Raw genomic sequence first — 13338 nt, 5'->3', positions numbered from 1 at the left:
ATGCCGCAGGGTTAGGCCTTGGCGATCCTGTCGAATGCCATCAGGCGTTCCACAAGCGCCGGCAGATCCTTGAGCGGCACCATGTTGGGACCGTCCGAGGAGGTCGAGTTGTCCGGGTCCTGATGGGTCTCGATGAACACGCCGGCGACGCCGACCGCGACCGCCGCGCGCGCCAGCGTCTCGACGAAACGCCGCTCTCCACCCGACGAGCCGCCCTGCCCGCCCGGCTGCTGCACCGAATGGGTGGCGTCGAAGATCACCGGCGCACCGATATCGGCCATGATCGGCAAAGCGCGCATATCTGAAACCAGCGTGTTGTAGCCGAAGGAGGCGCCGCGCTCGGTGACCAGCACGTTGGGATTGCCCGAACCGGTGATCTTGCCCACGACATTCTTCATGTCCCAGGGCGCCAGGAACTGGCCCTTTTTCACATTGATCACCTTGCCGGTCTGGGCTGCTGCGACCAGAAGGTCGGTCTGGCGCGAGAGAAAGGCCGGGATCTGCAATATGTCGACATGGGGTGCGACGATGCGGCACTGCTCTTCCGAGTGCACGTCGGTCAGCACCGGCAGCGAGAATTCCTTGCGCAGATCGTCAAAGACCGGCAGCGCCGCATCCAGCCCAGCGCCGCGCGTCGCCGAGAGCGAGGTGCGGTTGGCCTTGTCGTAGCTGGTCTTGTAGACGAGGCCGATGCCGAGCCTTGCCGCCATCTCCTTCAGCGCGCCGGCCATGTCGAAGGCGTGGTCGCGCGATTCCAGTTGACACGGCCCGGCTATCAGCGTCAGCGGCTTGTCGTTGGCGAAGACGGCATTGCCGGCCTTAACTGTCCAATTCGGTACGTTCATGAGTTTTCCTCGAAAGCGAAAGCGGCGCCCTGCCCAGGCGCCGGCGGGACGACCAGGCGGTCGCCGATACGGTGATGAAGGATAGCGGCTTCCCGCAGCATCGCCTCGGCGGCGGCCAGGCTTTCGACGCCGAAGGTAATTGCCGCGAGGCGGAACGGGCCATCTGGCGCCGCCAGATCGAAACGATCGGCGAAAACCGAACCGTCGAGCACTTCGACGGTCGCATTCGCGGTGCGGATGCTATGCTCCGCGACCCTGGCTTCGACGCCGGCTATCGGCGCAATGAGTTCAAGCCATTCGCCGGGCCCGGTTCCCGTCGCGGTTACCGCAACCAGCCGCGTCGCGCCATTCGCGTGCGCCTGGAGCGCGGAGCGATCGAGTTCGGGCACGTTGATGCGCTCGCAGGTGAAGGAGAACGCATCGCCGGTATGTCCGGCCGTGGCGAAGGCCAGCCGGAAGGAGGCGGTGTCGCTCTTGCCGTCGGGGCCGACGAAATCGCGCGAGAAGGACAGCATGTCGCCCGCCGAGACGCCTCGCGCGCGGAAATCCGCGTGATCGGATGCGGCGTCGGCTGTGCCGAACACTAGGGCGGAAAATCCCTCGTCGCCGTGGCTGAGCCGGAACAGGCGATCGCGTGCGATGAAGACGTTGCCGGCCGACACGGCCGCGTCGGCACCCTGCGCATCGCCGACCGCCAACGGTTCGAGAAACGTGCCGTCGGCGAAATAGACGCAAGCGTTTTCGGTACCGAAAGGATGCACGCCGGTCGGCGCCACGGTAAAGCCGAGCGCGCCCAGCCGCGCCCGCGCGACCTCGAGGCTCGCAGCAGGCAAGACCAGATGGTCGATCGGCCGGATTGGGTTGGTGTGGATCATCGGCCCGCCATGTGCCTGAAAACGGCTGTTCGTTCAAGGCAGACGTAGGGCGCTAAAATTTCGGAGGAAGGGCGCTGAGCGCGGACAAATCGGACCCGACGAAGTTCGGAGTGAAAATGGCATTCGACGCGCCGGTTTTCACGCCAATCTGCCTCGGGTCGAAGGGGCTGCAGGCATTGTGAACAAAAACCGCGCCTGGCAGGCTCACGATTCCGCCAAGTGGTTATATTCGATGTGTTATTTGCGTGTCACCTTCCCTCGTCCGTCGAATTTTATCCACAAACGTCATGTCCCGCGAGGCGCTCCAGGGCACGCACCAGCGCCGAATGATCCTCCTTGGCCCCGCCATTCGCCGCGCAGGAATTGAACAATTGCTGGGTGGTCGAGGTGTTCGGCAACGCTACACCTAGTGTTTTCGCGCCTTCCAGCGCCAAGTTCAGATCCTTCTGGTGAAGTTCGATACGGAAGCCGGGCGCGAAGGTGCGCTTGATCATGCGCTCGCCATGCACTTCGAGGATGCGGGATGCGGCCAGGCCGCCCATCAGCGCCTGCCTGACCTTTGCCGGGTCGGCGCCTGCTTTCGAAGCAAAAACAAGGGCTTCCGCCACCGCTTCGATGGTCAGCGCCACCACGATCTGGTTGGCGACCTTGGTTGTCTGCCCGGCGCCGTTCGGCCCCACCAGCGTGGTGTTTTTACCCATCTTTTCAAAGACTTGCTTGGCCCGTTCGAACGCATGCTCCTCGCCGCCGACCATAATGGTCAGCGACGCCGCCTTGGCACCGACCTCCCCACCCGACACCGGCGCATCGAGGTAGTCGCAGCCTAGCGCATTGATTTTGCTAGCGAATTCCTTTGTCTCGATCGGCGAGATCGAGCTCATGTCGATGACCAGCTTGCCCGGCGACAGCCCCTCCGCGACCCCTTTCTCGCCGAACAGAACCTCGGCGACCTGCGGCGTGTCGGGAACCATTGTGATAATGATATCAGCGGCTTGCGCGACCGCATCGTGGCCGGAAACGGTCTTCAGCCCCTTTGCGAGGAGCTCCGCCGGCGGCTTGCGGCGATGATCGCTTGCAACCACGTCATAGCCGGCGTCGAGCAGATGCCCCGCCATCGGCGCACCCATAATGCCGAGCCCGATGAAGCCGATCTTTTCCATTCCTGAATTCCCTAAGTCATTCACGCGGCTGCGTTTTCAGCGGTCCTGGACGCCTCGCGAAACCACCCCAATCCAGCCTCGGTGCCGCCTTTCGGCTTGTATTCCGCGCCCACCCAGCCGGTATAGCCGATGCGGTCGAGATGTTCGTAGAGGAACGGATAGTTGATCTCGCCCGTGCCCGGTTCGTGACGGCCGGGATTGTCGGCAAGCTGGATGTGCGCGATGCGGCCGAGGTTTGCCTCGATGGTGCGGGCGAGATCCCCCTCCATGATTTGCATGTGATAGATATCATACTGCAGGAAAATATTCCCTGAGCCGACGCGATCCATGATTGCCAGCGCCTGGCTCGAATTGTTGAGGAAAAAGCCCGGAATATCGCGTGTGTTGATCGGTTCGACCAGCAATTTTACTCCTGCTTTTTCAAGCTTTTCTGCGGCAAACTTCAAGTTCTCAACGAAGACATTCTCCAGAACGGGGCGGTCGGCGCCCTCTGGCGCGATGCCGGCCAGGCAATTGACCTGCCCGCAGCCGAGCGCCTTCGCGTATGTGATCGCCGTGTCCACGCCCCTGCGGAACTCGTCGATGCGGTCGGGCAGCACGGCAATGCCGCGCTCGCCCTTTCCCCAGTCGCCGGGCGGCAGGTTGAACAGCACCTGCGCGAGCCCGTTCTTCGCCAGCCGCGCGGCGACTGCGTCCGGCTCGTGATCGTATGGCCCGACATATTCGACACCCTTGAAGCCGGCGCGTGCGGCGGCGTCGAAGCGGTCAAGGAAATCATGCTCGCCAAAGAGCATTGAGAGGTTGGCGGAAAATCTAGGCATTTTCGTTCCCCGAAAGTTCGATCAGCTAGGCGATGGCTGTCGGCGCATCTTCATTGCACTCCGCAAGCTCTTCGAATTCAACGATATTGTCGATTTCCATGCCCATGGAAATGTTGGTAATGCGTTCGAGGATGAATTCGACCACGACCGGAACGTGGTGCACCTTCATCAGCCTTTCCGCCTCGGCGAGAGCCGCCGCGCAATCTTCCGGCTTCTTCACGCGGATCGCCTTGCAGCCCATGGCTTCAGCGACGGCGACATGATCGACGCCGTAGCCAGCCTCCGCGTCACCCGCTCGATTGATGTTCTCGAAGGCCAGGCTGACCTCGAAATCCATCGAGAAGTTGCGCTGCGCCTGGCGTATCAGCCCGAGATAGGCGTTGTTCACGACGATATGGATGTAAGGCAGCCTGTGCTGCGCGCCGACCGCCAGTTCCTCGATCATGAACTGGAAATCATAGTCGCCCGACAGCGCAACGATCGTGCGGTCCGGATCGGCGGCGCGCACGCCGAGCGCTGCCGGCAAGGTCCAGCCAAGCGGGCCGGCCTGGCCGCAATTGATCCAGTTGCGCGGCTTGAACACGTGCAGGAACTGCGCACCGGCGATCTGGCTAAGGCCGATCGTGGTGACGTAGCAGGTGTCGCGCCCGAAGGCCTTGTTCATCTCCTCGTAGACACGCTGCGGCTTCATCGGGATCTGGTCGAAATGCGTCTTGCGATTCATGGTTTTCTTGCGCTGCTGGCACTCCCTGGCCCAGCCGCTCCAGTCGCGCAGTTTACCCGCGGTTTTCCATTCGGTGGCGACGTCGAGCAGCATCTTCAGCGCTGCCCCCGCATCGGAGACGACGCCGAGATCCGGCGCGAAGACGCGGCCGATCTGCGTCGGCTCGATATCGACGTGAACGAATTTGCGGCCGGCGGTGTAGGTCTCGACCGAGCCGGTGTGGCGGTTGGCCCAGCGATTGCCGATGCCGAGCACGAAATCGGAGGCCAGCATGGTGGCGTTGCCATAGCGGTGCGAGGTCTGCAGCCCGCACATGCCAGCCATCAAACGGTGATCGTCGGGAATCGAGCCCCAGCCCATGAGTGTCGGGATGACCGGAACACCGGTTATCTCGGCAAACTCGATCAGCAGATCCGATGCGTCGGCATTGATGACGCCGCCGCCGGCGACGATCAGCGGCTTCTCCGCCGCGTTCAGCATCGCAAGCGTCTTTTCCGCCTGCAGCCGCGACATTGCAGGCTTGTGGACGGCCAGCGGTTCATAGGCGTCGATGTCGAATTCGATCTCGGCAAGCTGGACATCGACCGGCAGGTCGATCAGCACCGGCCCCGGCCGTCCGGAACGCATGAGGTAAAACGCCTTTTGTAGCGCCATCGGCACCAGATAAGGCTCCATCACAGTCACCGCCCATTTGGTGACGGGCGCCGCGATCGCAGCGATGTCGACGGCCTGGAAATCTTCCTTGTTCAGCCGAGCACGGGGCGCCTGGCCGGTGATGCAGAATATGGGTATGGAATCGGCGGCGGCCGAATAGAGGCCTGTGATCATGTCGGTGCCCGCCGGCCCGGAGGTGCCGATGCAAAGGCCGATATTGCCGGCCTTGGCTCGGGTGTAGCCTTCGGCCATGTGCGAAGCGCCCTCGACATGGCGCGCCAGGATGTGGCGGACCGTGCCCCGCGCCTTCAGCGCCGAATAGAACGGGTTGATCGCCGCGCCCGGCACGCCGAACGCGCAATCGATGCCTTCCTTTTCGAGAACGAGAACCGCCGCATCGACGGCGCGCATTCTGGCCATTTTCCGGCTCCTCACCTGAAATCCGATTCTGTCCAGAATGCCTGCAACGTGACGAGCATTCAATTTTTTCAGAATATTTTTCCATTTTTGGAACAATGCGCTTTGCTGCTGATTTTTCAGCCTTTTCGGTTTTTCAGACTTTCCCCTGTTCCAAACAGTGAAATATTTTTTTAAGGTCGAAGCCATGGACGCTATCGAAAAACGCCAGCGCGGCCGCCCGCGCGCCTTCAGCCCCTCTCCGGAGACCGGCCCGGTCCAGTCACTCGACCGCGCGCTGCGCATATTGGCCATCGTTGCGGAAGGCAGCGGCCTTTCGCTGAGTGAGATCGCGGCCAGGTCCGGTCTCGCCGCCTCGACCGCCTACCGCATGCTGACCACGCTGGAGGCGCATGGCATGGTCGAGTTCGACCGCACTGACCAGCTCTGGTCGATCGGGGTCGAGACCTACCGCATGGGAGCGGCGTTCCTGCGCCGGCGCAAGCTCGTCGACCGCGCACGCGTGGTCATGCAGGAGCTTATGGAAAAGACAGGGGAAACCGCCAATCTCGGCGTGGCGGAAGACGATTGCGTGGTCTTCGTCAGCCAGGTCGAGACGCACCAGGCTATTCGCGCCTTCTTCCGGCCGGGCACGCGCAGTTCGTTCCATGCCTCGGGCATCGGCAAGGCGGTCCTGGCGCATCTGGCGCCGGAGCGCGTCGCCGCGATTATCCGCAAGACAGGGCTCGAGGGCTTTACCCAAAAGACGCTTTCGAGCCCGGCGGCGCTGGCGCGCGATCTTTCCGAAATCAGGGCGCGCGGCTGGTCGGTCGACGACGAGGAGCGCCATCCCGGCATGCGCTGCATCGCCGCGGCGATCTTCAACGAGTTCGGCGAGCCGATCGGCGGCGTATCGGTATCGGGACCGACGGTGCGCATCACGCCGGAGCGCCTTGGCGCGGTCGGTCCGCTGGTGCGCGACGCGGCGGCCGAAATCACCGGGATGATCGGCGGCTTCGCTCTGAAGAATTCACCCTCCCCCTGAATGCCGAGAAGGGCGGCTGACGCCGCCCTTCGGCTTGTCTGGTTCGATCGTGTCCTCCTCTTACAGTCGACAATAATGGTAGTGACCGTCGAAGCCGCGATAGGTGTCGCTGCGGTGGTCATAGGTCCGATAACGGGCGTAGCAGCGGGCGACATGAGCCTGCCAGGAACTGGCCGCCGGGTGATATCCGCCGTAGTAATGGCCATGATAAGCCGGCCGCGGGTTGGCGATCGTCGCTCCGATGATAAAGCCGCCTATGCCGGCGATCGCTGCGGCTTCGCCGGGCGAAAGGCTTCCGGCCGATGACTGCTGGGTGGCGCCGAGAACGGCACTGATGGCGATGACGGCGGCGACGCCGGAAACGAGAATGCGCTTGAACGACATGATGGTCTCCTTGATCCAATGGCCGAGGCGTCCATCCGCCTCATGCCAGTCAGTCGCGGCGACCGGGAAAAAGGTTCAGCGCTTTTTTCAATTTTCTACAAAAGGGGCAGATTGGCATTCGATTTTGCTAGCCCATGCCGGTGATGTGGCGCAGGTAGAAGGCGAGCGCGATGAAGCCGAGCGCGAAGGCGATACCGTTCCAGTCCAAAGGGCGCTTCCTGTCGAAAAGCCTCAGAAGCAGAACCCAGATCACGACCACGAACAGCGCGATGACGACCAATCTCAGCATGGCTGGCTCCATGGAACCGGTGTTCACTCGCATTTGATATGGTGGATATCGGCCGGATTTGTAGTCGGGCACGCCGCTTTCAACGGCTGACCGGCAGTCTGTGCCGGATGCCGGCCGCGACTTTGGTCTTTACTGGCGCAGCAGATATGATAACCGAAGCCCCGCGCCCTTGTAGCTCAGCTGGTAGAGCAGCGGTTTTGTAAACCGAAGGTCGGCGGTTCGATTCCGTCCGGGGGCACCATCCAAATACCTGATTCGATAGGAGCGCCTCACGGGGGCCTTTTTGGTGCGCAGGTTGCGTTCCGCATCCACCGGCCACCTGGCTGGCATGGATCGCTGTCGCAGCCGCCACATGCGGGATTTTTTCGCCGTATTTGGGTGACTTGCGAGGCGTTTCGTTTGCATTCAACCGCGGCAGCGCATAGCTCCTGCCCAGGACGCCCCCAATCTCAGAGGTTTGTTTTGAAGCTTAAAGACTTGGCTGTACTGGCATTTGGCTCGCCGGAGAAGAAGGGCCGTTTTTGGCACTCGGTCGCAAAGCGCAAGGCCAAGCGGTACGGGGGATTCCACCTTTACACTCAGCACATGGTCTGGAAGAAACAACCTTTCTTCCGCGAGGCGTTCGAAAAGGCTCGAGCCGTCGCCGGCATTCCAGACCCGCGGTGCTTCGTTTTGCAGAGCTGCCTGCGATCAGTCGCACGCGTGGAGGGCGATGTAGCGGAATGCGGCGTTCGCCAGGGGCGCTCGACAATTTTCATGCTGACTGCCGATCTTCGCGATCGCCAATACCATCTCTTCGATTCGTTCGAAGGTCTTTCCGAGCCGTCATCGGAAGATCGGATGCACAATGGGGCGCACGGCAACTGAAGAATCCGTCGCACGCGCCAATCTACAAGACTTCAAAAACGTCAACTTTCATGTCGGATGGATCCCGGAGACGCTGGAGCAAGTGAGCAATCGGAAGTTTGCGTTCGTGCATATCGACGTCGATCTGTACGAACCGACCGCATCTTCACTGGCTTTCTTCCATGAGCGTTTGCTTCCCGGCGGCATGATAGTATGCGACGATTACGGCTCAGCTCGATGCCCCGGAGCTCGCAAAGCTTTTGACGAGTTCTTTGCCGGGCGGCCCGAAGGAATAATAGAATTGCCTACCGGACAGGCTTTGGTGACCAAGTCAGCTTGACGCCCTGGCCCACCAAGCCCATCGGCCTGCGTCAGCCGCCCTTCTCGATAGCCTCGATCTCGTTCAGGTCGGGCAGCCAGTGCAGCGCGGATCTGTGCCAGACCTGGCGCGACGGCACCAGATGGTCGCGTTGCCTCGCCGTGCCGACGCGCACGCCATAAACCTTTGGCCCCTCGCCTACCGACGTCGCATAGATCGGCGAGCCGCATTCGGGACAAAATGCCTGGGCGCGCTTTGCGCCGCTTTCGGCCGTCTTTATATAGCTTTTCGGCTCCGCGGCAGTCAGCCTGAACTGGTCTTCAGGCACGGGGACGGTGACGCGGAATGCCGTTCCGGTGAGCACCTGGCAATCGGTGCAGTGGCAGATGGTGACTTTTTCCGGGTCGACGGTCGCCTCGTAGCGCACGTGACCGCAATGACATGAACCGTCTATCCTCATGCGCGGGATCTCCTCTCGAAGCAACTTCTCGTATGTTAACCGCGAATGCCGCTTCGAAGAAGGGGCTCCCTTTGCAGATGGCGGGCCGCATGCTACCCCGCTTGCGGCGGAGCGAAGGCAAGAGGCCGGATCGATGAACAAGGCCAGGAAGACATTTGCTTTCACCTCCTCGGATGCATCCGACGCCGAGCAGGCCGCCGCGCGGCTGTCCGCACGCTACGGGCACACTCCGGTCGAACAAGCCGACGTGATCGTGGCGCTCGGTGGCGACGGTTTTCTGCTTCAGACGCTGCGCGAGACGATGGGCACGGGCAAGCAGGTCTACGGCATGAACCGTGGAACCATCGGGTTCCTGATGAATGAATATCACGAGGACGAACTGCCCGAGCGCATCGCGGCGGCGGCGGCAGAAACTATCCGGCCGCTGGAGATGGACACGATCGGCGCCGACGGCACGACCGCACAGGCGCTCGCGATCAATGAGGTGTCGCTGTTTCGCCAGTCTTACCAGGCCGCCAAGGTCCGCATCACCATCGACGGCAACATCCGGCTGGAAGAACTTGTCTGCGACGGCGTAATGGTGGCGACGCCGGCGGGCTCGACCGCCTACAATCTCTCCGCCCACGGCCCGATCCTGCCGCTGGATGCGCCGTTGCTCGCCCTCACCCCGGTCAGCCCGTTTCGGCCCCGCCGCTGGCGCGGTGCGCTGGTATCGAAGAACTCCGTCGTTCGTTTCGACCTGCTGGAGCACGGCAAACGTCCGGTAAATGCTGTGGCCGACCACACCGAAGTGAAATCGGTCGTCACCGTCACGGTGCGGGAATCGCGGGATGCCACCGCCACGCTTCTGTTCGACGCCGGCCACTCCTGGAATGAGCGCATCCTGACCGAGCAATTCCGCTACTGAGCGACGATCTCCGTCAATGCCAAAAGCGCGGAAGAAAACGGGTGACGTAGCGGAACCATGCCATCCATGTTGCATTAAGCGCTCGAAGGGATGAACGTGGGCGATTAAGCATAGGAACACGGCCAATGCTCCAGCAAAGCCGAGTTCGGTTGACAAATCGTGGACTTAGGCATATCGCGATGCAATATCGCAGTCGGCCTCCGTCTGCCGCGGGCAATCCCGCCGCGCCCCTAACCAGCCAAAGCAGCCAAGAAACTTGTCCTCAGACAACCAGATCGCTCAAGAAGCGTTGACCTTCGCGGACCTCGGCCTGTCGCCGAAAGTCCTTTCCGCAGTCACCGACGCGGGTTACACCGTGCCGACGCCGATCCAGCTCGGCGCGATCCCGCACGCCTTGCAAGGCAAGGACGTGCTCGGCATCGCCCAGACCGGCACAGGCAAGACCGCCTCCTTCGTGCTGCCGATGCTGACGCGGCTCGAAAAAGGCCGCGCGCGCGCCCGCATGCCGCGCACCCTGATCCTGGAGCCGACGCGCGAACTCGCCGCGCAGGTCGAGGAAAACTTCATAAAGTATGGCAAGAACCACAAGCTCAACATCGCGCTCCTGATCGGCGGCGTCTCCTTCGACGAGCAGGAAAAGAAGCTGGAGCGCGGCGCCGACGTGCTGATCGCGACCCCGGGCCGCCTGCTCGATCACCGCGAGCGCGGCAAGCTGCTCCTGAACGGTGTGGAAATCCTCGTCATCGACGAGGCCGATCGCATGCTCGACATGGGTTTCATCCCCGACATTGAGCGCATCTGCGAGATGATCCCGTTCACGCGCCAGACGCTGTTCTTCTCCGCTACGATGCCGCCGGAAATCACCAAGCTGACAGAGCAGTTCCTGCATGCGCCGGTGCGCGTGGAAGTCTCGAGGGCCGCGTCGAGCAGCACCAACATCACTCAGCGCCTCGTCAAGTCCGGCCCAAAACCGTGGGACAAGCGCGAGACGCTGCGCAACCTCATCAATGCCGAGGCCGACGGCCTGAAGAACGCGATCATCTTCTGCAACCGCAAGGTCGAGGTCGCCGAGTTGTTCCGCTCGCTGGTCAAGTACGATTTCGACGCCGGCGCGCTGCATGGCGATATGGACCAGCGCGCGCGCATGCAGATGCTGTCCAATTTCCGCGACGGCAAGCTGAAGCTGCTCGTCGCCTCGGATGTCGCAGCGCGCGGTCTCGACATTCCGGAAGTCAGCCACGTCTTCAATTACGACGTGCCGATCCATGCGGAGGACTATGTTCACCGCATCGGCCGCACCGGCCGCGCCGGACGGCTGGGGAAGGCTTTTACCATCGTCACCAAATCCGACGTGAAATATGTCGACGCGATCGAAAGGCTCACGGGACTGAAGATCGAGTGGCACGACGGCGACCTCTCGACGGTCGTCGCATCCGAATCCGAGGACGATGCGCCGCGCCGCGGGCGCGGAGCCGGCGCGCCACGTCGCAGCGGCCGCAAGGACGAGGGCGAACGCAAGCCTCGTGGCGAACGCCGCCCGCGCTCCGCCGCTGAGCCGAAGCCCGCCGACGAGAAGGCGCAGCACCAGCCGGAGCTCCGCTCGGAGCCAGTGATAGCCGACAATGACGAACGGCCGGCGCGCCGGGAAGCGATCAAGACGGAAAATGCCGAGCGCAAGACCCGGCCGGAACGCGCCGATCAGCCGCGCGGCGACCGCCAGGAGCGCCCGCGCCGCGAGGACCGCAATGCCCGCCAGCGTCAGGAAGACAATGACGGAACGGTCGGGTTCGGCGACGATATGCCTGCTTTCATGCGGGTCGCCGGCAAGGTCTGATACTCACCCGTTCCCGCGAAATGAGAAAAGGCCCGCATCGCTGCGGGCCTTTTCTGTTCCGGCGCGTTGGCCGCACCTGAAATCAGGTCAGCGGCGAAAGCTGGATTTCCACGCGGCGGTTCTGGGCCCTGCCCTCCGTCGTGGCATTCGAGGCGATCGGCTTCGTCTCACCGAAACCGGTGACCGCGAAGCGTCGCGAATCGACGCCCTGCGCGCTCAGGTAGTTCGCGACAGATAGCGCGCGGCGCTGCGACAGGTCGAAATTGTGGCTGTCGTTGCCGGTGGAGTCGGTGTGGCCGTAGACGTCGACGATCGTCTGCTGGAACCTGTTGAGGACGAGCGCGACCGAGTTCAGAGTCTGGTAGAATCCCGGCTTGATTGCATCCTGGTCGACGCCGAAAGTAATGTCGGACGGCATGTTTAGGATGATCTGGTTGCCGGCGCGCGTGACGCTGACGCCTGTGCCCTGCAGCTGTGCACGCAACTCGGCCTCGTTGCGGTCCATCGTCGCGCCGATGGCGCCGCCGGCCAGCGCGCCGACGCCCGCTCCGATCAGAACCGCGTTGCGCTGTGCATTCTTGCTGCCGCCGACAGCCATGCCGGCCAGCGCGCCAAGGCCGGCGCCGAGTGCAGCGCCGCCCGCCGTGTTGGAAACCTTCTGCTCGCCCGTATAGGGGTCGGTCGTGCACGCGCCGACAAACGCCGCCGCGACCAGCGCGGCAATCCATTTTCTGCTCATTCGGTGATCCCTCTCCTGATTGTCCCCGCAGGCTCGCGAGTCGCGCCGCCCTTCGGAGTGCTTGTAACATGAATTGCGGCGAAAAGCGGTCGAACCTGGCCCGAGATTTCGCCAGGCGTGCAGGTCGTTTCCTACCAGAGATTCTTGCCGTCGATCACCACCACTTCGACCGCGCCGAGATCGAAATCGTCGAACAGGCGCGAGTTGACGCTGATTCTGGGATTGTCGAAATCCGGCTCGCCCGTGCTGAAATCGGGCGTCTCGGTGAAGGTGCCGCAGCCGCAAGTGGCGCAAAAACCATGCTTCACCGTCGGCGATCCCCACTGATAGACCGAGACGTTTTCCGGCGGCGTCAGAAGCTTGAACTGGCTGGGCACATAATAGGCCCAAAGCGAGCCGCGCTTGGAGCAGAACGAGCAGGTGCAGGAGGTGACCGTCTGCGGGGCCTCGCTGACCTCGAACACCGTAGCCTTGCAGTGGCAGCTTCCGACAATCGCCATGTCACGTCCTTCCGGTTGGGTGATCCACGCTAACCCAGCGGACCCTTACCGGTCCATCCTGACAGTGTCGGTCAGGATGGCGACGTGTTCAAAACGAACGTGGCGGAACGAACAGGCAGATGGTCCTGCCGTCGCTGGCGCCGGCCACCGAGCACCAGTGGAACTGGCCGTCCGGCGAATTCTTCAGGCGCGCATCGGAATATGCGACGACCTCGCCCGTGCCTTCTATGACATAGCCTTCCGGGCGCTCACTGATCGCCTTGCCGGGTACTTCGCGGCAATCGTAACCCGAACAGCAGGAGAATGGATATTTCCAGCCGTTCGGCTGCGCGGCGGTCGGTATCGCGTCATGGGCGAATGCGGGAACTGAAAAGGACAGGATGAGAGATGCGGCCGCACCGGCCAGACCGGCGGGCAAGGAGGAGAGTGTCGAGCAAAACATGGTTTTTTTCCACAGTTGCCTCCTCCCAGAAGCTGCACCAAAGTGGCCACCCGAGCTTGCGCCCATGTGGTTACCAGCTTCTAAACGTGATTGCCCGC

16 protein-coding genes and 1 tRNA gene are annotated in these 13338 nt (G+C 62.5%); 6 read left to right on the top strand and 11 right to left on the bottom strand.

All coding sequences use genetic code 11. From position 1 onward, the window contains the following. Positions 1–11 precede the first annotated feature (11 nt). The 5 genes from kdsA to gcl form a co-directional block, all read right to left on the bottom strand. Entirely contained in the window at positions 12–845 is an 834-nt protein-coding gene (gene kdsA / locus MAXJ12_RS21360) for a 3-deoxy-8-phosphooctulonate synthase (RefSeq protein ID WP_008838067.1), read from the bottom strand. After that, positions 842–1720 (bottom strand): VOC family protein, encoded by an 879-nt coding sequence (locus MAXJ12_RS21355; RefSeq protein WP_008838066.1) that lies wholly within the window; start codon positions 1718–1720, stop codon positions 842–844. The genes kdsA and MAXJ12_RS21355 overlap by 4 nt, the downstream gene beginning before the upstream one ends. Positions 1721–1992: 272 nt before the next feature. Continuing rightward, complete coding sequence (locus MAXJ12_RS21350) at positions 1993–2880, bottom strand: 2-hydroxy-3-oxopropionate reductase (RefSeq protein ID WP_008838065.1); 888 nt, start codon at positions 2878–2880, stop codon at positions 1993–1995. A 20-nt stretch (positions 2881–2900) separates the two neighbouring features. After that, entirely contained in the window at positions 2901–3701 is an 801-nt protein-coding gene (gene hyi, locus MAXJ12_RS21345; RefSeq protein ID WP_040587239.1) for a hydroxypyruvate isomerase, read from the bottom strand. A gap of 25 nt (positions 3702–3726) precedes the next feature. Next, positions 3727–5499, bottom strand: a complete 1773-nt coding sequence (gene gcl / locus MAXJ12_RS21340; protein ID WP_008838063.1) for a glyoxylate carboligase — start codon at positions 5497–5499, stop codon at positions 3727–3729. A 184-nt stretch (positions 5500–5683) separates the two neighbouring features. On the opposite strand from gcl, the gene bhcR reads away from it, so the two are divergent. After that, the gene (bhcR, locus tag MAXJ12_RS21335; protein ID WP_040587237.1) at positions 5684–6520 is read left to right on the top strand and encodes an HTH-type transcriptional regulator BhcR; all 837 of its coding nucleotides are present in this window, start codon (positions 5684–5686) and stop codon (positions 6518–6520) included. 60 nt (positions 6521–6580) lie between these two features. Here the strand turns inward: bhcR and MAXJ12_RS21330 are convergent, their stop codons facing one another. Both MAXJ12_RS21330 and MAXJ12_RS38265 read right to left on the bottom strand, forming a co-directional pair. Continuing rightward, entirely contained in the window at positions 6581–6904 is a 324-nt protein-coding gene (locus MAXJ12_RS21330) for a BA14K family protein (RefSeq protein ID WP_008838061.1), read from the bottom strand. A 127-nt stretch (positions 6905–7031) separates the two neighbouring features. Continuing rightward, positions 7032–7193, bottom strand: coding sequence for a hypothetical protein (locus MAXJ12_RS38265; protein ID WP_085984015.1), 162 nt, complete (start codon positions 7191–7193; stop codon positions 7032–7034). Positions 7194–7358: 165 nt separating this feature from the next. Between MAXJ12_RS38265 and MAXJ12_RS21325 the strand changes: the two genes are divergently transcribed. The 3 genes from MAXJ12_RS21325 (at position 7359) to MAXJ12_RS39685 (ending at position 8379) form a co-directional block, all read left to right on the top strand. Beyond that, a tRNA-Thr gene (locus tag MAXJ12_RS21325) sits at positions 7359–7434 on the top strand. A gap of 221 nt (positions 7435–7655) precedes the next feature. After that, on the top strand, positions 7656–8060 hold the full coding sequence (locus MAXJ12_RS39690; RefSeq protein ID WP_139043971.1) for a TylF/MycF/NovP-related O-methyltransferase: 405 nt from the start codon (positions 7656–7658) through the stop codon (positions 8058–8060). Then, positions 8041–8379 (top strand): TylF/MycF/NovP-related O-methyltransferase, encoded by a 339-nt coding sequence (locus MAXJ12_RS39685; protein ID WP_008838058.1) that lies wholly within the window; start codon positions 8041–8043, stop codon positions 8377–8379. Before MAXJ12_RS39690 ends, MAXJ12_RS39685 begins: the two co-directional genes overlap by 20 nt. A gap of 31 nt (positions 8380–8410) precedes the next feature. On the opposite strand, the gene MAXJ12_RS21315 is transcribed toward MAXJ12_RS39685, so the two are convergent. Then, positions 8411–8818, bottom strand: a complete 408-nt coding sequence (locus MAXJ12_RS21315; RefSeq protein ID WP_008838057.1) for a GFA family protein — start codon at positions 8816–8818, stop codon at positions 8411–8413. On the opposite strand from MAXJ12_RS21315, the gene MAXJ12_RS21310 reads away from it, so the two are divergent. Further along, entirely contained in the window at positions 8817–9725 is a 909-nt protein-coding gene (locus tag MAXJ12_RS21310; protein ID WP_085984011.1) for an NAD kinase, read from the top strand. The genes MAXJ12_RS21315 and MAXJ12_RS21310 overlap by 2 nt on opposite strands. A 256-nt stretch (positions 9726–9981) precedes the next feature. Then, on the top strand, positions 9982–11559 hold the full coding sequence (locus MAXJ12_RS21305) for a DEAD/DEAH box helicase (protein WP_008838055.1): 1578 nt from the start codon (positions 9982–9984) through the stop codon (positions 11557–11559). An 82-nt stretch (positions 11560–11641) separates the two neighbouring features. On the opposite strand, the gene MAXJ12_RS21300 is transcribed toward MAXJ12_RS21305, so the two are convergent. From MAXJ12_RS21300 to MAXJ12_RS21290, 3 genes are all read right to left on the bottom strand, one after another. Beyond that, positions 11642–12298 (bottom strand): YiaD family glycine zipper/OmpA-like lipoprotein, encoded by a 657-nt coding sequence (locus tag MAXJ12_RS21300; protein ID WP_008838054.1) that lies wholly within the window; start codon positions 12296–12298, stop codon positions 11642–11644. A 131-nt stretch (positions 12299–12429) separates the two neighbouring features. Beyond that, positions 12430–12798, bottom strand: a complete 369-nt coding sequence (locus MAXJ12_RS21295; protein WP_008838053.1) for a GFA family protein — start codon at positions 12796–12798, stop codon at positions 12430–12432. Between the two features lie 88 nt (positions 12799–12886). Beyond that, entirely contained in the window at positions 12887–13240 is a 354-nt protein-coding gene (locus MAXJ12_RS21290) for a hypothetical protein (RefSeq protein WP_008838052.1), read from the bottom strand. Between the last annotated feature and the right edge of the window lie 98 nt (positions 13241–13338).

Origin of the sequence: Mesorhizobium alhagi CCNWXJ12-2, from assembly GCF_000236565.1 — a bacterium.
Taxonomy (GTDB): Bacteria; Pseudomonadota; Alphaproteobacteria; order Rhizobiales; family Rhizobiaceae; genus Allomesorhizobium; species Allomesorhizobium alhagi.
Note: the sequence above shows the minus strand (reverse complement) of the source record. Positions and strands in the feature narration are given on the sequence as shown.

Excerpts from the sequence above, each read along its gene's own strand:
- MAXJ12_RS21290 (WP_008838052.1), bottom strand. The coding sequence starts at position 13,240 with ATGTTTTGCTCGACACTCTCCTCCTTGCCCGCCGGTCTGGCCGGTGCG.
- gcl (WP_008838063.1), bottom strand. The coding sequence starts at position 5,499 with ATGGCCAGAATGCGCGCCGTCGATGCGGCGGTTCTCGTTCTCGAAAAG.
- MAXJ12_RS21315 (WP_008838057.1), bottom strand. The coding sequence starts at position 8,818 with ATGAGGATAGACGGTTCATGTCATTGCGGTCACGTGCGCTACGAGGCG.
- bhcR (WP_040587237.1), top strand. The coding sequence starts at position 5,684 with ATGGACGCTATCGAAAAACGCCAGCGCGGCCGCCCGCGCGCCTTCAGC.
- MAXJ12_RS21295 (WP_008838053.1), bottom strand. The coding sequence starts at position 12,798 with ATGGCGATTGTCGGAAGCTGCCACTGCAAGGCTACGGTGTTCGAGGTC.
- MAXJ12_RS21310 (WP_085984011.1), top strand. The coding sequence starts at position 8,817 with ATGCGCGGGATCTCCTCTCGAAGCAACTTCTCGTATGTTAACCGCGAA.
- kdsA (WP_008838067.1), bottom strand. The coding sequence starts at position 845 with ATGAACGTACCGAATTGGACAGTTAAGGCCGGCAATGCCGTCTTCGCC.
- MAXJ12_RS21300 (WP_008838054.1), bottom strand. The coding sequence starts at position 12,298 with ATGAGCAGAAAATGGATTGCCGCGCTGGTCGCGGCGGCGTTTGTCGGC.
- MAXJ12_RS38265 (WP_085984015.1), bottom strand. The coding sequence starts at position 7,193 with ATGCTGAGATTGGTCGTCATCGCGCTGTTCGTGGTCGTGATCTGGGTT.
- hyi (WP_040587239.1), bottom strand. The coding sequence starts at position 3,701 with ATGCCTAGATTTTCCGCCAACCTCTCAATGCTCTTTGGCGAGCATGAT.
- MAXJ12_RS21350 (WP_008838065.1), bottom strand. The coding sequence starts at position 2,880 with ATGGAAAAGATCGGCTTCATCGGGCTCGGCATTATGGGTGCGCCGATG.
- MAXJ12_RS21355 (WP_008838066.1), bottom strand. The coding sequence starts at position 1,720 with ATGATCCACACCAACCCAATCCGGCCGATCGACCATCTGGTCTTGCCT.
- MAXJ12_RS21330 (WP_008838061.1), bottom strand. The coding sequence starts at position 6,904 with ATGTCGTTCAAGCGCATTCTCGTTTCCGGCGTCGCCGCCGTCATCGCC.
- MAXJ12_RS39685 (WP_008838058.1), top strand. The coding sequence starts at position 8,041 with ATGGGGCGCACGGCAACTGAAGAATCCGTCGCACGCGCCAATCTACAA.